The sequence below is a fragment of the Paenibacillus sp. XY044 genome (assembly GCF_002257645.1).
Lineage (GTDB): Bacteria > Bacillota > Bacilli > Paenibacillales > Paenibacillaceae > Paenibacillus_AQ.
On record NZ_NQMO01000006.1, the window covers coordinates 210,438 to 228,054 of the forward strand.

14 protein-coding genes are annotated in these 17,617 nt (G+C 55.7%); 7 read left to right on the forward strand and 7 right to left on the reverse strand.

Features of this window, described 5'->3' with window-relative positions; all coding sequences use genetic code 11:
* Positions 1-150 precede the first annotated feature (150 nt).
* From CJP46_RS23380 to CJP46_RS23395, 4 genes are all read left to right on the forward strand, one after another.
* Complete coding sequence (locus CJP46_RS23380; protein ID WP_094598031.1) at positions 151-1,482, forward strand: ABC transporter substrate-binding protein; 1,332 nt, start codon at positions 151-153, stop codon at positions 1,480-1,482.
* Between the two features lie 121 nt (positions 1,483-1,603).
* On the forward strand, positions 1,604-2,554 hold the full coding sequence (locus CJP46_RS23385) for a carbohydrate ABC transporter permease (protein WP_094598032.1): 951 nt from the start codon (positions 1,604-1,606) through the stop codon (positions 2,552-2,554).
* Positions 2,555-2,580: 26 nt separating this feature from the next.
* Positions 2,581-3,414 carry a carbohydrate ABC transporter permease gene (locus CJP46_RS23390; RefSeq protein ID WP_094598033.1) on the forward strand — a complete coding sequence of 278 codons (834 nt, stop codon included), beginning with the start codon at positions 2,581-2,583 and terminating at the stop codon, positions 3,412-3,414.
* A 467-nt stretch (positions 3,415-3,881) separates the two neighbouring features.
* Positions 3,882-5,081: a multidrug effflux MFS transporter gene (locus CJP46_RS23395; RefSeq protein WP_256992502.1), complete on the forward strand. Its 1,200-nt coding sequence runs from the start codon at positions 3,882-3,884 to the stop codon at positions 5,079-5,081.
* Positions 5,082-5,310: 229 nt separating this feature from the next.
* On the opposite strand, the gene CJP46_RS23400 is transcribed toward CJP46_RS23395, so the two are convergent.
* From CJP46_RS23400 to CJP46_RS23425, 6 genes are all read right to left on the reverse strand, one after another.
* Positions 5,311-6,636, reverse strand: a complete 1,326-nt coding sequence (locus tag CJP46_RS23400) for a 6-phospho-beta-glucosidase (protein ID WP_094598035.1) — start codon at positions 6,634-6,636, stop codon at positions 5,311-5,313.
* Positions 6,637-6,648: 12 nt separating this feature from the next.
* Entirely contained in the window at positions 6,649-7,638 is a 990-nt protein-coding gene (locus CJP46_RS23405) for an N-acetylglucosamine kinase (protein WP_094598036.1), read from the reverse strand.
* Positions 7,639-7,703: 65 nt separating this feature from the next.
* Positions 7,704-8,702, reverse strand: a complete 999-nt coding sequence (locus CJP46_RS23410; RefSeq protein ID WP_094598037.1) for a LacI family DNA-binding transcriptional regulator — start codon at positions 8,700-8,702, stop codon at positions 7,704-7,706.
* Positions 8,703-8,848: 146 nt separating this feature from the next.
* Complete coding sequence (locus CJP46_RS23415; protein ID WP_094598038.1) at positions 8,849-10,234, reverse strand: ABC transporter substrate-binding protein; 1,386 nt, start codon at positions 10,232-10,234, stop codon at positions 8,849-8,851.
* Between the two features lie 129 nt (positions 10,235-10,363).
* Entirely contained in the window at positions 10,364-11,248 is an 885-nt protein-coding gene (locus CJP46_RS23420) for a carbohydrate ABC transporter permease (protein WP_094598039.1), read from the reverse strand.
* The gene (locus CJP46_RS23425; protein ID WP_256992489.1) at positions 11,249-12,139 is read right to left on the reverse strand and encodes a carbohydrate ABC transporter permease; all 891 of its coding nucleotides are present in this window, start codon (positions 12,137-12,139) and stop codon (positions 11,249-11,251) included.
* A 546-nt stretch (positions 12,140-12,685) separates the two neighbouring features.
* Here CJP46_RS23425 and CJP46_RS23430 point away from each other — a divergent pair.
* From CJP46_RS23430 to CJP46_RS23440, 3 genes are all read left to right on the forward strand, one after another.
* Positions 12,686-13,633, forward strand: a complete 948-nt coding sequence (locus CJP46_RS23430; protein WP_094598040.1) for a helix-turn-helix transcriptional regulator — start codon at positions 12,686-12,688, stop codon at positions 13,631-13,633.
* A gap of 149 nt (positions 13,634-13,782) precedes the next feature.
* Positions 13,783-15,192 carry an MATE family efflux transporter gene (locus CJP46_RS23435; protein ID WP_094598041.1) on the forward strand — a complete coding sequence of 470 codons (1,410 nt, stop codon included), beginning with the start codon at positions 13,783-13,785 and terminating at the stop codon, positions 15,190-15,192.
* A gap of 199 nt (positions 15,193-15,391) precedes the next feature.
* Entirely contained in the window at positions 15,392-16,117 is a 726-nt protein-coding gene (locus tag CJP46_RS23440) for a DsbA family oxidoreductase (RefSeq protein ID WP_094598042.1), read from the forward strand.
* Positions 16,118-16,261: 144 nt separating this feature from the next.
* Here CJP46_RS23440 and CJP46_RS23445 read toward each other — a convergent pair whose 3' ends face one another.
* Complete coding sequence (locus CJP46_RS23445) at positions 16,262-17,317, reverse strand: serine hydrolase domain-containing protein (protein ID WP_094598043.1); 1,056 nt, start codon at positions 17,315-17,317, stop codon at positions 16,262-16,264.
* Positions 17,318-17,617 lie beyond the last annotated feature (300 nt).

Sequence of the window (17,617 nt, forward strand, 5' to 3'; positions counted from 1 at the left end):
ATAGTCCAAAACACAGGAAAACATGACACGATTTCGGAAATATGTGCCGTTCAAAAGGCGAAGGCCGCCGTTTTATAATGAACACGTAAGCGTTTTCACACCAAGGTGCTAAGCAGACGACACTACTCTTTTGAATGGGGGAGTAAAGAAATGAAGAAGCTCAGAAAGTCCTTGCTCGCGGTAGTATTGTTGGCGTCGGTTGTGCTGCAGGCATGCGGATCGGGCGGCGGCAGCGATAACCAGGGAGCGATGTCGGAAGACGGCAAAGGCGGCGGGGAGAAGGTCAAGATTAAATGGGCGACCTGGGGGAATCCCGGAGAGCTGACCCGCTTCCAGGAGTTTACGAAGGATTTCAACGCGAGGCATCCGGACATTGAAGCGGAGCTGATTCCGATTCCGGGGGAATACGACCAGAAAATCCTGACGCAGCTGACGGGAGGGACCGCCCCTGACGTGTTTTATGCCGGCGACGGCTTCGTCGTGAAACTGATCGAGAATAAAAGCATCGAGGAAGTGACGCCGAGAATGACGGCGGCAGACAGCAAAATCAAACCGGACGACTACTTCGAAGGGCTGTGGGGCGCGGCCAAGCGTGACGGCAAAATCTACGGCGTGCCGGTCGACTGCAATCCGATGGTGCTGTGGTATAACAAGAAAGTGCTGAATGAAGCGGGAATTACGGAGATGCCGGCCGACCTCCAGGCGAAGGGCCAATGGACCTGGGACGCGTTCAAAGGCATGGTGGAGAAAATCCGCGACTCGAAAAAGTACGGGTACGTGCTGGATAACTCCTGGAACAGTTACTACAGCTGGGTAACGGCAAACGGCGGCAAGGTTTACGACGATAACGGCAAGTTCATCGGTTATGACGATCCGAAGTCGAAGGAAGCATTCCAGTTCCTGTACGATAACGTGAAGGAGAAAAATATTACATTCGCAGGTACGCTGCCGAAGGGGCAGGGCGGCGACGCCATGTTTATGTCCAACCAAGTCGGGTTCGTCGGGGCCGGACGCTGGTATCTGCCACTGTTCAAGAAAAACTCCAGCCTGGAGTACGATGTCGTGACCTGGCCGACCAACACGGGAAATAAGATTGAACCGGCGGGAATTCCAACGGCATTCCTGGTCATGAACAGCGCGTCGAAGCATAAAGACGCTGCCTATACCTTCTACTCCGAATTTCTGAGCACAGATGGCCAGAAGTTCCGTCTGCAAGGCGGGGGCAATGCGGTTCCATCCGTTCAAGGTGTGGATGACGTCGTTCTGGAAGGCAACCTGCCGGAGCATGCACAGCTGTTCCTCGATGCCCGTGAGGTGGGGTATTCGCTGACTCCGTTCGAGGCCGGCATTCCAGGGTTAAGCACGGACATTACTTCCAAATTCGAGGCGCTGTGGCTTAAAAACGGCGAATTGGATGCATCGCTCAAAGACATTCAGGAAATGGCCAACAAAAAAATCGACGATTACAAAAACGGCAAATAACGAAATCCTGGGGGGAAGGAGCGCGAGCAGAGCGCAGCGTTCCTTCCCTCTTTCCATGCCGGCCGGCGGCTGACGGCCAGCGCTTCGGAAGGCGTAATTCGCAAGAGGAAGGTGGATGTGTATGCAAAATCAGACGGCCGATAGAACCACTCCTGCGCCGGCCTTGCAGCCGGACAACAAAAGGAAGACCGCTTTAACGAACAAGACGTCGGACGGCATTTGGGGTTATGTTTTTATCTTCCCCCAATTGGTCGGATTGCTGCTGTTCTCGTTAATTCCCCTGATCTCGGCTTTCGTGCTCAGCATGATGAAATGGGACGGGATGGGGGAGAAGCAGTTTGTCGGACTGGATAACTTCATCAACACGTTCAAGGATGAGGATTTTCGGATTGCCGTGGTCAATACGCTGTACTATACGGTACTAACCGTGCCTACAGGCATTATTCTGGCGATGCTCATCGCGGTGGGCTTGAATCGGGTAAAAGGCAAGCTGATCTACAGGCTCATTTATTTTATGCCGAACATTACGATGTCCGTAGCGGTCGCCGTCGTATTTATGTGGCTGTTTAACGCGGATTTCGGGTTGATCAACCTTTATTTGAAGGAGTGGTTCGGGATCGAGGGTCCCCGCTGGCTGACCGACACGCGATTTGTCATGCCGTCGATCGCCATGCTCAGCGTCTGGATGGGGCTTGGCGGGAATATGGTCTTGTTCCTGGCCGGGCTGCAGGGCATATCCGCCAGCTATTACGAAGCGGCACAGATTGACGGTGCCAGCAAATGGCAGCAGTTTGTCAACATAACCGTTCCGTTGTTATCTCCGACCACCTTTTTCGTGACGATTATGACGATCATCGGTTCGTTTCAGGTGTTCGACCAGTCGTTCGTCATGACCTCCGGCGGGCCCGCGAAAGCGAGCTATACGATCGTGTTTCACATTTACGATTCGGCGTTCGTGGACTTTACGTTCGGGAAAAGTACGGCGACCGCAGTCATTCTGTTCATCATGATCTTGGCGCTGACGCTGTTCCAAATGAAAATGTCCAAACGCTGGGTCCATTACGAGGACTAGAATCGACCGGAAAAGGAGGAGAACGCATGCAGACCAGAGGACTACGCTTGTCCACCGTCCTGCTTCATTTTGTATTGGTGCTCGGTGCGTGCATTATGGCGCTGCCATTTGTATGGATGCTGCTGAGCTCGCTCAAGGACCTGTCCCAAGTTTTTATTGTGCCGCCGAAATGGATTCCCGATCCGTTCGTGTGGTCCAACTTCAAAACCTCGTTAACGGCTTTGCCCTTCGGAAGGGCGTATTTCAACAGCTTCTACATCAACATTATCGTTGTTGCTTCGCAGCTGTTCACCTGCTCGATGGCGGCTTATGCATTTGCCAAGATCCGCTTTCCTTTCCGGGAATCCCTCTTCGTCCTGTTTTTGGCGACGATGATGGTACCGGGGCAGGTGACGATCATTCCCCTGTATTTGATGATGAAAAGCATCGGCTGGCTGGACTCGCACCTGTCGATCATTGTACCTGCCGCGTTGTTTAACGCCTTCGGCGTGTTCCTGCTGCGCCAATTCTTCAGAGGCATTCCGAAGGAGATGGAGGAGGCCGCCATCGTGGACGGTGCCAACCGCTGGACGATTTACGCGCGGATTATGCTGCCGCTGGTGAAGCCGGCTTTGTCTGCGCTCGGAATTTTCACGTTCCTCGGCATGTGGAACAGCTTCTTCTATCCACTCATTTTTCTGAACACGCCCGAAAAGTTCACGGTCCCGATGATGCTGAACCTGTACCGCGGCATGTATTCCACGGACTGGACGCTCATGATGGCCGGCGCCTCGATCGCACTGATACCGGTGCTAATCGTGTATATCATCGGTCAGCGGTATATCATCGAGGGTGTGACGCTCTCGGGAATTAAAGGTTAACGAACTATCGTCTTAGTTTAAGAGCAAGCCCGCAGCAGCGTGGTCAAATTTATTTGGCCAGGCTGTTTTTCTTTGCAGACGTAAACGGCCGAGAAGGTGGACGACCTCAGCGTCAGGGAGCAGGAAACAGCAATGGGTGCCGGATGTTGAAGCGGGAGAGGGCAAAGCAGCTGAAAATAAAGGTAATTCGCTCATTCCCAGCGGCAAATATGATAATCTATATAGAATGAACTAAAGAAATGAATGTTATAGGCCTCTAGTGGCCCGTTATAACAAGAAGATCAATGCACAACTTTAGTTCAATCTATCTATTGAAGAGAATTCGGTTAATCATATGCCATGCATCGGAGCAGGGAACACAGAGGGGGAACAAGACAGAACTTATGAATAAACGTTCACATGCGGATACGAAAGCAGGCGGCTCCACGGCTGCAGCTACCTCCGGACCGGGTGCAAGCCGGGTCTGGATGATTATTGTGCTGGGGGCGCTGTCGGCCTTCGGTCCGTTTTCGCTTGATATGTATTTGCCGTCTTTGCCGGAAATGGCCAAGTCGATGCATACGACGGCCTCGCTGACTCAGCTCAGCTTGACGTCCTGCCTGATCGGGCTTGCGGTAGGCCAGCTGTTGGCGGGGCCAATCAGCGATGTGAGGGGACGTCGCACGCCGCTGATGATCGGGATGGTGGTCTACGGGGTTTCTTCGCTGCTGTGCGCCTTCAGTCCGTCGATTGAAATGCTGATTGTGCTGCGGTTTATCCAGGGCATTGCAGGCTCGGCGGGCATCGTCATTTCGCGGGCGATCGTCCGGGATATGTATTCCGGCAGCGAGCTGACCAAGTTTTTCTCCATGCTGATGCTGGTGAACGGGGCGGCGCCGATCCTGTCGCCGATTCTGGGCGGGCAGCTGCTTCAGGTGACCTCGTGGCGCGGCGTATTTATCGTGCTGACCGCGATCGGGGTCGCCATGCTCCTGGCTGTCATGCTCGGGCTGCCGGAGACGCTGGCGCCCGGCAACCGCTCCGGCGGCGGGACGCTGGGCACGCTGAAGACGTTCGGCAGGCTGCTGCGCGACGGTAAATTCATGGGTCTGGCGCTCAGCTCAGGCTTTATTTCGGCCGCGATGTTTGCCTACATTTCCGGCTCGCCGTTCGTGCTGCAGGAAATTTATGGGGTATCCCCGCAAATGTTCAGCTTGATCTTCGCTATGAACGGGCTCGGGATCATTATCGCGGGGCAAATCACCGGCCGCTTGGCCGGACGCGTCAGCGAGAGAAGGCTCCTCGTGACCGGCATCACGCTGGCCACGATCGGCGGCGTGCTCCTGCTGATTCTGCTCGCCATTGGTGCGGGCCTTGCGGCGATCCTGCCGCCGCTGTTCGTGGTCGTATCCTGCGTCGGCATCGTCGGAACCGCAGGTTCCTCGCTGGCCCTGCAGGATTACGGCCGCTCAGCGGGCAGTGCCTCGGCGCTGCTCGGGCTGCTCTCTTACATCTTCGGCGGGATCGTCAGCCCGCTCGTGGGCATCGGGGGCAGCACCTCGGCCCTGCCGATGGGCATCGTCATCGCCTGCGCGGACGTCGGCGCCGTGCTGTGCTACGTGCTGCTGGTGCGCCGCCACACGCGTGCCAGCCAAGCCGGCTCGGCGGACGCCTCGGCAGGGCTGTAATGCCCGCCGGGCGCCGCGCGATGGTGCCGGCCTGGAGGGCAGGCCGGCAAAGCAGGCTCCGTACCTCTGTGCGGGAGCCCGGGGCAGCCGCTGCTGCGGCGCGGACTGAAAAAACCTTGAACGGGAACGTACCGTTCAAGGTTTTTTGTTAGCTTTGCAGCGGCGGGGGAGGTGTTAGCGGCTGTGCGTCAGAAATAAAGGCAAATGTGCTTTCCCACGGATCAACCCGTCAGGGGTGGGCCGGTGTTTTGCCGAAGAACTGGGGCAAATAGGGTTTGTTGGCTTCCAGCATCTCATCCAGCATTTTGATGGCCACATCCACCGACGGCACGAGCGGATGGTGAGCCAGCGCTTGGATCGCCAGCCCGCGGTCACCGGTGACCGCAGCGTCGATAGCGAGCTGCTCATAGGTTTTGACGGCCTGGATCAAGCCGACGGCCATCCGCGGGATGCGCGTCACGGGCAGCGGGAGCGGCCCGTTCTTCGTCACGACGCAGTTGACCTCAATGCTGGCGTCCTCCGGCAGGAACGGCAGCGTCCCCCGGTTGGCCACGTTCAGTGTCTGGATGTCATTGGCACCGTTGTAGAGCGAACGCATCAAGTTGACGGCGGCTTCGGAGTAGAAGGCGCCGCCGCGCTGTTCCAGCTGCTTCGGCTTCTCACTCAGATCCGGGTCGCTGTACAGCTCGAAGAGCTCCTCTTCGACCCGCTTCACGACTTCGGCGCGGTTGATGCCCTGATGGAAGGACCCGAGCTGCTCCTCGAGCATCGCGTCCGTCATGTAAAAATATTTTAAATAATACGAAGGCAGGGCGCGCAGGGACTGAAGGAACTCGGGGTTCCATTCTCGTGCCGGCACGTTCGAAGCGCTATAGCCGGCGGTATCGGCGAGCAGTTCATCCAGTTTGTCTTCGCCTTCGACATCGACGCGGGTGACCCAGTGCAGATGATTCAGGCCCACGAATTCAGCATAGACCCGATCGGGAGCAACCTGGTACTTGGCGGAAGTTTGTTTGATCAGACCGATCGGTGCGTTGCACAATCCGATGCTGCGGATGTTCGAATACTTCAGAATAGCTTCGGTGACCATGCCGGCCGGGTTGGTAAAGTTAAGCAGCCAGGCGTTTGGCGCCAGCTCCTCCATATCCCGGCAAATATCGAGCAGTACGGGGATGGTGCGCAGTGCCTTCATCATCCCGCCGGGACCTGTCGTCTCCTGGCCGATGACCCCATACTTGAGCGGAATCGTTTCGTCGCGTCCCCGGGCATCCAGCATGCCGACGCGCATTTGGGTGCTGACGAAGTCGGCGCCTTCGATCGCCTTGCGGCGGTCGGTTGTCAGATGCACCTCGATCGGCAGTCCGGACTTCTCGACCATTCGTTTGGCCAGGCTGCCGACGATGTTCAGCTTCCGCAGTCCGGGCTCAATATCGACCAGCCACAGTTCGCGAACCGGCAGCTCGCTGTGATGCAGGATGAACCCTTCCACCAATTCCGGCGTATAAGAAGAGCCCCCGCCAATGACCGCTACTTTCAACCCCTGTTTTGAAGTCATGATTCTTCACTCCTATCGGGTAGTTTGGATAATATGATCAAAATCGCGGAACAGCCGCATTTGCTCATAGACCTGCTCCGGAACCGACATGCCGTCCGCCTCCATGGCGGCCCATACGGCGCCGACGACCGGTTCAGTCGCGAGCGTCACGACCGAGGCCGCCGGTGCAGCGGCTTTGACGGCCTGCTCAACCGGACCGCGGATCCATCCGCGGTCGCCCCGCGTCACCAGGCTGCCAGCGAGCACCACATCAAAGGCCTCGTGCTCCATGCCGAGCCTGCGGATGACGGCAGCGGCCGATTTTCCGAGCTCTACGCCCTGTCGGTTCAAAATTTCCAGCGCCACGGCATCCTGACCGGCAGCGGCTTCAAACAACAGGCGCGCGGCGTTCACCGGCACGCTGCGCTGGTTGTCGTAGAAATCGTCGAACATTTCGCCGACGGTATCGTATCCCAGCATGGACAACAGCAGGTCCGTCAGCTGCGTCGGCTGCTCGCGTCCGTCCCAGGCGCGGATGACGGAGCGGAACACCTCAATGTTCAGGGCTCCGCCTCCGCCAAAATCACCGTACATATAATCAAAGCCGCCGCACTGCACATGCACGCCTTTCGGATTCCGGCCGGCGGCGTTAGTGCCTGTGCCGCAGATGAGGGCGACGCCGTAAGGGCGTTTCGTCCCGGCCCGGAGGCCGATGACGGTATCACAGTCGATCGAATAATCCGTGAAGCCCATATTTCGGATCATGGGATGCAGAATCCGGTAGTCCGGCTCACGGTCGGCCCCCGCCAGGCCGAAGAAGGTGTGGCGGATGTCCGCAAGCTGCAGACCGGCATCGGCGATGGCGCTGAAAGCAGCGCTCTGGATGCTCTTGGCTGCCACGGCGGCGTCAATCTGGTGATTCCCGTTGCCGCTCTGGCCTTTACCGAGCACTTGTCCTCGCTCGTTGGTGAGCAGGGCATAGGTTTTGGTTCCTCCCCCGTCGATTCCCAAATAATAAGCCAATAGTCGTCACTCCTATATGATCAATTCATGCTTTTGCCGTACATGATGATCCGGAGCCAGTATAGTCAGGCTTGGTGCCCGGGAACGGACGACGCCCGGACGATGAGCTCCGGATCGATTTTTAAGTTGGTTCCGCGCTTCATCGTACCATCGATCCGCTTCAGCAGCATGTCGGCTGCGGCGATGCCGATGCGGTCCGCTGGCTGGCGTACCGTCGTCAGATACGGATGAAGCTGGGAGGATATCGACTGATCGTCATAACCGACGACGGCGACCTGGCCGGGTACCTGGACGCCCGCCTCCATCAGCGCGTTCACCACGCCGAGGGCGATATTGTCGTCTCCGGCAAAGACAGCCTGCGGAAGTTGTCCTTCCTTCAGCCACCGTACGGCCGTTTCGTAGCCGAACCGGATTTCAAAGTCCCCGTTCACGATTTCAAAAGGGGCCAGTCCCCGCTCTGACAGCGCCTGCATAAATCCGTCACGTCGCTCCCGCGTGCTTCGGAACATTTCCTGTCCGCACAAATGGGCGATGGACGTATACCCGGTATCGAGCAGATGGCTTGCCGCCGCATAGCCGCCCTTGAAGTTGTCGATCGTCACCGAGAAGCTGTCGTTCTCCGGCTTCTGATTGTCGATCAGCACGTATGGAATGCCGCGTTTTTTCAATTCCACGATGTAGTTGTCTTCCTCCATGGGGGAGAGCAGAATCAGTCCGTCCACCCGGTCCTCCTGAATCAGGTAATGGCTCTCGTCCGAAGCGATACCCGTCGATACCGAAATGGCGAGGTAGTAGCCGTGAAGCGCAAGCACTTCGTTCAGCTCCTTGACAACGGCGTCGAAGAAGGAATCCTGCAGGGTCGTCACAATAAGGCCGATGATTCCGGTTTTCCCGCGCGCAAGGCTGCGGGCAGCGGCATTCGGGTGGTACCCCAGCTCTTTGATCGCATCGAGCACTTTCTGCCGGTTTTTTTCCCGGACGGTTTCGGCCCCGTTCAACACGCGGGAAACCGTAACGACGGACAGTCCTGACTTTTTGGCTACATCAAAAATACTTACTTTCATCTTTCATTTCTCCTTGGGCAGATTTTTCCGAACCTATAAACTTATCCCTAGTATACATGGACGGAAGTCTGTCCGCGAAGCATGGGATGGCATCTGCGGATACCAGCCCGGAAGGACGGCATCCGCAGGCCGCTGAATCGTCAACATTACCGTTTGATGATCTCCTGCAGCTTCTTCTGAATCGTAGGCATGACTTCTTCCACCGTCTTATGCCCGCTTTCGATCGGCTGCATTTCATTGATGAACATGTCGTTGATTTGCGAGTAGTTCGTGATCAGGTGGTTATAGGACTCGAATCCGTATTTAATGGCGCCTTCGTATACGTTCTTGATGTCCTGCGGGTCGACGCCGTCAAAATGTTTGTAATAAGCTTCGGCCGCCTGCGTATTCACCGGCGGGTTGCCTCCGCTGAGCTCGATGGACTTCTCCTGCACGTCGGCGGTGACCAGATACTTGATCCATTCAAAAGCTTCCTTCGGATGCTTGGAACCCTTCAGGATCATGAGCGGATCGACGTACAGCGTGCTGCGCACCTTGTCGTTGCCGCCCCAAGGCACGGCGGCTACGCCCACTTTGAACGGAAAATCGTTGGACCCGGCCAGGTTCCACGAACCCCCAACGGTCATGCCGATTTTGCCTCCAACAAAAGGATCGCCGTTCTGACCGGCCACGCTCTTGCTCCACTCGGTCGTTGGTGAGACCTTCTCTTTGAAAATCAAACCGAACAGCTTGTTATAGGCTGCGACCACTTCCGGCGAATCGAAACGGGTAGCGGACGGAACGCCGCCGTTGGCCCAGGTGTCTTCCGAATAAGGCTCGGCCCCGAAGTAGAGAGGGCGGTTATCGCGCTCAGCCCAGGTGAAATCCACGCCGTACTGGGTTTTGGCGATGTCGTCCGAAATGACGGTCAGCTTCTTGGCGTCTTCGACCATTTTGTCAAACGTCCAGCTCTTGTCCTCATAGTCACTCGGCGGATAAGGCAGCTTTGCCGCGTCGAACATATCCTTGTTGAAGAGCATCAGCGTGACGTACATATTGACCGGAATGCCATAAGTACGATCTTTTACCTTGTAGATACCCATCAGGTTGTCCGGAATGCCGTAATCTTCAGCCTTGAAGCCGTCTTCCTGGGTGATGTCCGTCAGATCCAGCAGCATATCTTTGTTGTAGTATTCCGCGAAGCCGCCGTAGCCGTAATGGCTGGTAACGTCCGGGGACTTGCCGCCGGCGATCAGCGTCTGCAGCTTGCTGTCAAACTGCTCATAAGGCGCTTTTTCCACTTTGACCTTAATATTCGGATGCTTCGCTTCAAAATCGGGAATCAGCTTCTCGACGAACGTGCGGTCCTCCGAGTCGATCGTGTAGTGGGTGATCGTAACCGTGCCGCCCTTATCGCCCCCTCCGGAGCTCTCGCCACCGGAAGCCACATCGCCCGCCGATTTGCCGCCGCTGCAGCCGGAGAGTGCGGCAGCAATCAGCATCAACGTCGTCAGAAGAAGGGCAAAACCAGATTTTTTCCTGTTCTTGTACATGAACCGATACCTCCATCGCCTTACTGTAATGGGTGGTGCTGCTGTCTGATCCTGTTGGAGTAAAAGCCGGCCCGCATGATGCTGCCGGATAACCGCCGGGACGACGGGCTTGCCAAAGGATAAGTGCCATTACTTGATCCCGGTGAGTACGATGCCCTCCACGAACCGCTTCTGAGCTACGGCGAACAGCGTCACAATTGGCAGCATAGCCAGGACGGAAGCAACCATCAGCAGGTGCCACGGCGGAATCCGGAAGCGGGATGATGTCAGGGAAGACATGCCGACCGGAAGTGTAAATTTCTCGGTGGAGCTCAGGTACAGCACCGGCGTCAGCAGATCGTTCCAGCTGTAGATGAAGGCGAAGATCGCCACGGTGGCAAGCGCCGGTCCAGAGAGCGGGAGGGCGATTTGGCGCCACATGCGAAACTCGCTGCAGCCGTCGATGCGTCCGGCGTCGAACAGCTCTTCGGGCAGCGTCGAGAAGAACTGGCGCAGCAGGAAGATGTTGTACGCCGAGCCGAAGAACGCCGGGACGATCAGCGGCAGGAAGGTGTCGATCCAGTTCAGCTTTGAGAAGAGGATGAACTGGGGAATCATGATCGCCGGGTAGGGCAGCATCATCGTGCTCAGCATAAGCAGAAACCAGGTATTGCTTCCCTTGCCGCGGTACCTAGCAAAGCCGTAGGCGGCGAGCGCCGAGGAAAGCAGCGTTCCGATCACGGTAAGAACGCCGATGATCAGGCTGTTCATGTACATCGTGCCGAACGGGAGCGTCTCGAAGATTTCTTTGTAATTGCTCCACTGCCAGCTTTCCGGCAGGAAGGTCGGCGGAAACTTCAGCATTTCCTTCTTCGACTTCAGCGACGTCGACACCATGAAGAACAAGGGCAGCAGCATAAGAAAGGTGGTTACGACCAGCGCAATGAAGCTGAGAATGCCGACAGGGTCAGCGCTGCGCCGCCGCTTGGGAGTGGCGCTGTTCGCGTGTGGGCCTGCGGCCGGAAGGGTACTCATCTAGCGTTTGCCTCCTTCGTAGTGAACGTATCGGTTCGACAGCTTCATCACGAGCGCGGTAAAAAGCATGACGACCACGAGCAGCACCCAGGCCAATGCGGAGGAATAGCCGGCGCGGTACTCTTTAAAGGCGCTGGTGTACAGGTTGTAGACATAGAACCAGGTGGAGTAGTTTGGGCCGCCCTGGGTCATGACAAAAGCCTGGGTAAACACTTGGAAGGAATCGATCATGCCCATAATCAGCTGGAACAGCAGCACTGGCGAGATCATCGGCAGGGTGACATGGAGAAAAATTTTGAAGCGTCCCGCCCCGTCCAGCTTGGCGGCTTCCACCAGGCTCGCCGGAACGCCCTGCAGTCCCGCCAGAAAAAGGATCATGCCCGAGCCCGCCGTCCAGAAGGACATAATCATCAAGGCGTACAGAGCCGAGTCCGGGTTCATGAGCCAGGCCGGGCCTTTGATGCCGAACCAAGAGAGCATGTAGTTGAACAGTCCGATCTGAGGGTTGAAAATCCAGTACCAGAGCAGCGACATCGCCACGCCGGACACCATGCTCGGGAAATACATCGCGGTCCGAAAAAATCCGCGCAGCGGAATCTTCTGGTTCAGCAGCAGGGCGAATCCAAGAGCCAGCAGCAGCTGGATCGGCACGCTGATGAGCGTATACCTCAGCGTCACCGTAACGGATTTCCAGAACAGCTCATTACCGAACATCTCCGTATAATTGGCCAGGCCGATAAATTTGGGCGGGTGAATGATGTCGTAGTCCGTGAAGCTGTAATAAAGCGATGACAGAATGGGATACAGGGCAAAAACCAGGAAGCCGATGAGCCAGGGGGAAATAAACAGGTACATGTACAGCGTCTGCCGCCGGCTTTCGCGATGGGTCACGGGTGCACCAACCTTTCTCATAAAATTTATTAAAGTTTAAACGCTTTAACTTATGTTGCGAATAAAACCCGCCTATATTAGGTATACTAGCGAGTTAAAGTTTAAAAGTTAAAGTGCTTTAACTTTCACCCTGCCTGTTGCCATTTATCATAGTGGATGGTCTGAAAATAATCAATACTAAATTTCCGATTTGTAAGCGTTACCTGTTATAAAAGATTACATTTAATAACGGAATATTCGCGATATTTCAGGAAAAGAGCTGTTTGTGATGATATTTACCGGGATGAATAGGGACGAGTGTCAGCTCATAAGCTCTCTGGGATCAATATCGCCCACTCTTTTGTATTCAATTGTAATAAAATCTAACATTGGATTAACGAATGAATGGGAGGCTGCTCCATGCTCCTGCAGGCTGCGAGGACTCCGGGCTGTGCTGATCTCTTGGGCCTGATCGTGTTGTCGTTTATAATGATGACAAGCTTTGTCACCAACCCAGTTGTGTACCGAGTATGTGTCCACCAAATCCAGTAACGGGAGTATGCCCATATGTCCAAATCCAAAAGACTGCTCGATCTGATGATGACGATCAACCGGATGCGCCGCTTCAAAGTCAAGGAACTGGCCGACGAGTTCGGCGTGTCCACCCGAACGATATTAAGGGACCTGCAGGAGCTGAGCGAGCTCGGCGTCCCTTTATATTCGGAAGTGGGGCCGCACGGCGGCTACCAGGTGCTGAAGGAACGGATCCTGCCCCCGATCGCCTTTACGGAGGAAGAGGCGGTGGCGATCTTTTTCGCGGTGCACGGCCTCCGGCATTATATCCATATCCCGTTTGAGACGGAAAGCTCGTCCGCGCTTCAGAAATTCTATCACTACATGCCCGGGGATGTGCGCGACCGGATTGACCGGATGAAGAATCGGGTAGATTTTATTACCCCTTCCAGGCGGGCGGGCGCGCCTCATTTATCCGTGCTGCTGGATGGAGCTGTGAACCAGAAGGTGCTGCGCATCACTTACGAATCCCGCGGCGGCAGCTCGGTTCGGCAGATCCAGCCGATCGGCATCTACGCCAGCCAGGGGCTGTGGTATTGCCCGGCGTACTGCTTCCAGCGGAAGGACTTTCGCCTGTTCCGCTGCGACCGGATTACGGACGCCGCCGAGGATACATCCGGCCTTGAGGCGGTCGACCTCAGCCATGTGCATCTCGGAAACCGGAAGCATTTTCACGGGGAGGAGTCGGCGGAGCTCCGCTGCTATGTGGAGCTGACCCCGGAAGGCGTGGAGCGGTGCGAGGGGGAGCTGTGGCTGGAATCCAAGCTGAATATCCGCGAAGACGGTACCGGCTGGGTGGACGGAACGATCCCGGAGCATGACCTTTCGTTTTACGCCCAATTTTTCATAGGTTTGGGAACGAATGCAACTGTAAAAGAACCTCAGGCACTGGTCGATCAGATCCGTGAAAAACTGGCTGAACTGCTGTCCCGGTACGAATAGCGGTCAATTTTACGGAAGTAAGGGCTTACCAAAAAAATTATATTAAATTTTCAGTGTTTTTCTGTTAAATGTCATGTATTTTCATGAAAACTGTGCTAACATACCTTTGTTTCAAAGAATACGTTTGGAAGAAAGGTGATTTCTGACTCATGACCGCAACTGTTCAAGAGCCTTCTGAACGGTCAGAAAAACGGCTCAGTCTCGTCCGCCTCACCTGGCCTATATTTCTCGAATTGTTCCTGTTCATGCTGATGGGCAGTGTCGATACATTGATGCTCAGTTCGGTTTCCGACAATGCCGTCTCCGGCGTCGGCGCCGCCAACCAAATTATTTCCATTGCCATCCTCGTGCTGGAGGTGATCGGCAGCGGGGCGGCGATCGTGGTGGCCCAGTACCTGGGCTCCAAGAAGCTCAGCGATGCGGCTCAGGTGACCGGAAATGCGATCACGCTGAATCTGGCCGTAGGCGTGCTCCTTAGCGTTATTTTTCTCGCCTTTGGCGGAATGATGCTGCGTCTGCTCAACGTGACCGGTGAAATTTACGGGTACGCCGAGTCCTACATCCAGATCGTCGGAGGTGGCATTTTCCTGCAGGCGCTCATTAATGCCCTTGCCGCAACGATCCGGACCCACGGGTTCACCAAGGAAACGATGGTTGTGTCGCTCCTGATGAACATCATTCACGTGGCAGGGAACTACGCACTGATCTTCGGGCATTTCGGCATGCCGGCGCTGGGCGTGCAGGGTGCGGCGATCTCGACGGTCTTCAGCCGCCTCGTCTGCCTGCTGATCTTCTTCTGGCTGCTGTACCGGGTCATGGAAGTTCATGTGGAGTGGCGCTACTATATCCGTCTGTCGAAGAAATTCGTGCTTAAAATTTTGAACGTCGGCATTCCGTCGGCTTTAGAAAGCATTGTGTACCAAATGTGCCAGCTGACCTTTACGCTGTACGTCACCTACCTTGGGGCAGAGGCGATGGCCACCCGCCAGTACGCAGTGAACATCTCGATGTACATTTATTTGTTCAGCATGGCGATCGGCATGGGCACGGCTATCATGGTCGGCCATTACGTCGGCGAAAGACGCAACCAGGACGCCTACACCCGGGTGTTCCAAAGCGTGAAGTGGGCGCTGGCCGCCACGATCGTCATCGACTTGATCATTATCCTGTTCCGCGTTCCGCTGATGGGTTTGTTTACGGACGATGCACTCATTATCAAAATGGGGGCGCAGGTCATCCTGCTCAGCATCGTGCTGGAGACCGGCCGCACGGTCAACATCGTGATCATCAACTCGCTGCGCGCTTCGGGAGACGCCAAGTTCCCGGTTTATATGGGGCTCTTGTCTATGGTATGCATGTCCCTGCCGCTGGGATACTTCCTCATATTCAAGCTTCACATGGGCCTTGCCGGCGTGTGGCTTGCCATTGCTGCGGACGAATGGGCACGCGCCATCATTATGTATTTCCGCTGGCGGAGCCGGGCGTGGGAGAAACATGCGCTGATCGAACCGCAGGACGGACCGGAGACCGTGCCGGCAACCGTACCGACGACCGGTTAACCGAGAGGACAGGCCGGCTAGATATAACGGGAGATCGGCTCAAGGCCGGTTGCGTGCTCCCGGTAATCACGATATAATGTACCTGATGCAGTTACAGCTGGACGATCCGAGTGACTGCTTTTCTTTTAACTCTTACTGTGATAGAAAAAGTATCAGTTTACCTATCAAAGAACATCACTCTAAAAGGAGAGGTTTGCATATGAAAATCGAAGTTTGGTCGGACTTTGCCTGTCCGTTCTGCTATATCGGCAAACGCCGTTTTGAGGCCGCCCTCGAGCCGTTCGCACACAAGGATGAGATTGAGGTGGTTTTCCGCAGCTTCGAGCTGGATCCGGGCGCGCCGAGAGATAATGACAAGGACATTCACAGCATTCTGGCCTCCAAGTACGGCATGAGCTGGGAGCAGGCCAAGGCGGCCAACGATAACATGACCGAGCAAGCCAAGACGGTGGGACTCACGTACAATTTCGATACGCTGGTTCCGACCAACACGTTGGACGCGCATCGTCTGACGCAGTGGGCCGGGGAGTTCGGCAAGCGTTACGAGATGACGGAGCGTCTGTTCAAGGCGTACTTCACCGATTCCGAGCATTTGGGAGACCGTGCGGTATTGGCGCGCTTGGCCGGTGAAATCGGGCTTGACGCTTCTGCGGCAGCCGCCATGCTGGAGAGCGATGCATACACGGCCGATGTCCGCAAGGACGAGGGAGAAGCGGGCCGGCTCGGCATCAACGGCGTGCCGTTCTTCGTCATCAACCAGAAGTACGGCATTTCCGGCGCGCAGCCGACCCAGGTATTTGCTGAGGCGCTGGACAACATCTGGAAAGAGGAGCATCCGCTGACGCTGCTGGGGAACAGCGCTGACGGGGATGATCTCTCCTGCACGGACGGTTCCTGCCAGGTGCCGACGGATAAAAAGGCGTAAACACACGGGGCAAAGACATCTCGAATCGAATAAAGGCTGTTAGAAGAAGAAAGGCTGCCTTCAACCGGGCTTGCGAGCAAACCGGGGAGGCAGCCTTTTTGGCTGTGTTATTTAGTTGAGGATTTTTTACTGAGAACGAGCCGGTTAATAGACCGTTTTGGTCAGCTGCTTGAACAGCTGGAAACCGATCTCGTCCACATGCCGTTTCTGCGGCCTCATCATGGACATCAGTTTCATCGCGAAGCTGCCGTTGTTGGACAGCACCACGACCGCCGTGTTTTTTTCCATGTGAAAGCCAAGGAAGCTGCTCGAGCCGTACGTACCGCCGTTTTGCCAGTGAATCCGGTCGTGGTAGATGCCGGTCTTGACCATCCATCCGAGGCTGACGTCTTCGCCGCGTCGTACGCGGTGGCGGGGCTTCTGCCCGTCGCGAAGGGCGGCCGTGATCGGCGCCGAACCCATGCCGACGTTGGCTTTCGCAAACTGGAGCAGATCCCGCGCTGTGGAACGCAAGCCTCCGGCGCCGGCGAGAACGCCGAGATCCCAGTGGGGAACCGGTTTGCCGTTGGCCGTGTACACGGGGAGAAGACGGGACTGCTGCTCTTCGTTCAATTCAAAGACCGTATCCTCCATAAATAACGGACCGCATATCTCCTCCCGCATGAGCTGTTCCAGACTCCGGCCGGTGCAGCGGCTCAAGATGAGACCGAGCAGGCCTACGCCGAGGATGGAATACTCAAAGCTACCGGCCGAGGAGGGTCTGGTTTTCAGCAGGTCCTGGAGCAGATGCTGCTCGGTGTAGTTTTGATACGGGTTCAGTTTGTCGGTCACGGTCTGCTTCAGACCGGACGGCAGCCGCGGGAGCCCGGAGGTATGCGTGGCGAGCTGTTCCAGCTTGATGGCGCTGACTTTAGCGTTCGAGGTGATTTCAGGTATGTATTGGCCTATGGTATCCTTCAGCTGCAGTTTGCCCTGACGCTGCAGGATACACAGAAGTGAGGTCGTAAAAACTTTCGTCACGGATGCGGTTTCATAGATGGCTGATGCATAATCGAAGCCCGGAGGCTGTCCCCAGCCGGTGTAAAAATGGTCCCCGTTCTCCAGAATGCCGATGGTGACGCTCAACGGGTTTCTTTCCCCGTAATGCTCCTGCACCAGGTAGTTGGCTTCTTCAATGATTTCATGGTCAGGAATGATCATGCGCTTATGGCACCTCCTATCTTAATTAGACGCCATGACCCCCTTACAGGTTTCGCTAGAAGGTTTACCAATTAGAGGATTACCCGTTTTGAGTGTGCTTGACGCGCAGAATTTCAGAAGTTAAACGACGATTTTTATCGAAAAGTGTAGAAAATCTCCAAAAAACTAACATTTTTGGCTGGGCTGACCGATATGGGAGGTAGGGTCTTTTTTTTAAAGATATAAGAGAGTATAAGCTTCGTGAGATTCGGCTTCCTTATATCGCAAGGAAAACTACCGCTAAATGCGGTCTGGCTTCCT

What these genes read in the sequence shown, in the direction of transcription:
- CJP46_RS23395 (WP_256992502.1), top strand. Translation starts at nt 3,882, where the DNA reads ATGATTATTGTGCTGGGGGCGCTGTCGGCCTTCGGTCCGTTTTCGCTT.
- CJP46_RS23390 (WP_094598033.1), top strand. Translation starts at nt 2,581, where the DNA reads ATGCAGACCAGAGGACTACGCTTGTCCACCGTCCTGCTTCATTTTGTA.
- CJP46_RS23435 (WP_094598041.1), top strand. Translation starts at nt 13,783, where the DNA reads ATGACCGCAACTGTTCAAGAGCCTTCTGAACGGTCAGAAAAACGGCTC.
- CJP46_RS23415 (WP_094598038.1), bottom strand. Translation starts at nt 10,234, where the DNA reads ATGTACAAGAACAGGAAAAAATCTGGTTTTGCCCTTCTTCTGACGACG.
- CJP46_RS23420 (WP_094598039.1), bottom strand. Translation starts at nt 11,248, where the DNA reads ATGAGTACCCTTCCGGCCGCAGGCCCACACGCGAACAGCGCCACTCCC.
- CJP46_RS23385 (WP_094598032.1), top strand. Translation starts at nt 1,604, where the DNA reads ATGCAAAATCAGACGGCCGATAGAACCACTCCTGCGCCGGCCTTGCAG.
- CJP46_RS23445 (WP_094598043.1), bottom strand. Translation starts at nt 17,317, where the DNA reads ATGATCATTCCTGACCATGAAATCATTGAAGAAGCCAACTACCTGGTG.
- CJP46_RS23430 (WP_094598040.1), top strand. Translation starts at nt 12,686, where the DNA reads ATGTCCAAATCCAAAAGACTGCTCGATCTGATGATGACGATCAACCGG.
- CJP46_RS23380 (WP_094598031.1), top strand. Translation starts at nt 151, where the DNA reads ATGAAGAAGCTCAGAAAGTCCTTGCTCGCGGTAGTATTGTTGGCGTCG.
- CJP46_RS23440 (WP_094598042.1), top strand. Translation starts at nt 15,392, where the DNA reads ATGAAAATCGAAGTTTGGTCGGACTTTGCCTGTCCGTTCTGCTATATC.
- CJP46_RS23410 (WP_094598037.1), bottom strand. Translation starts at nt 8,702, where the DNA reads ATGAAAGTAAGTATTTTTGATGTAGCCAAAAAGTCAGGACTGTCCGTC.
- CJP46_RS23400 (WP_094598035.1), bottom strand. Translation starts at nt 6,636, where the DNA reads ATGACTTCAAAACAGGGGTTGAAAGTAGCGGTCATTGGCGGGGGCTCT.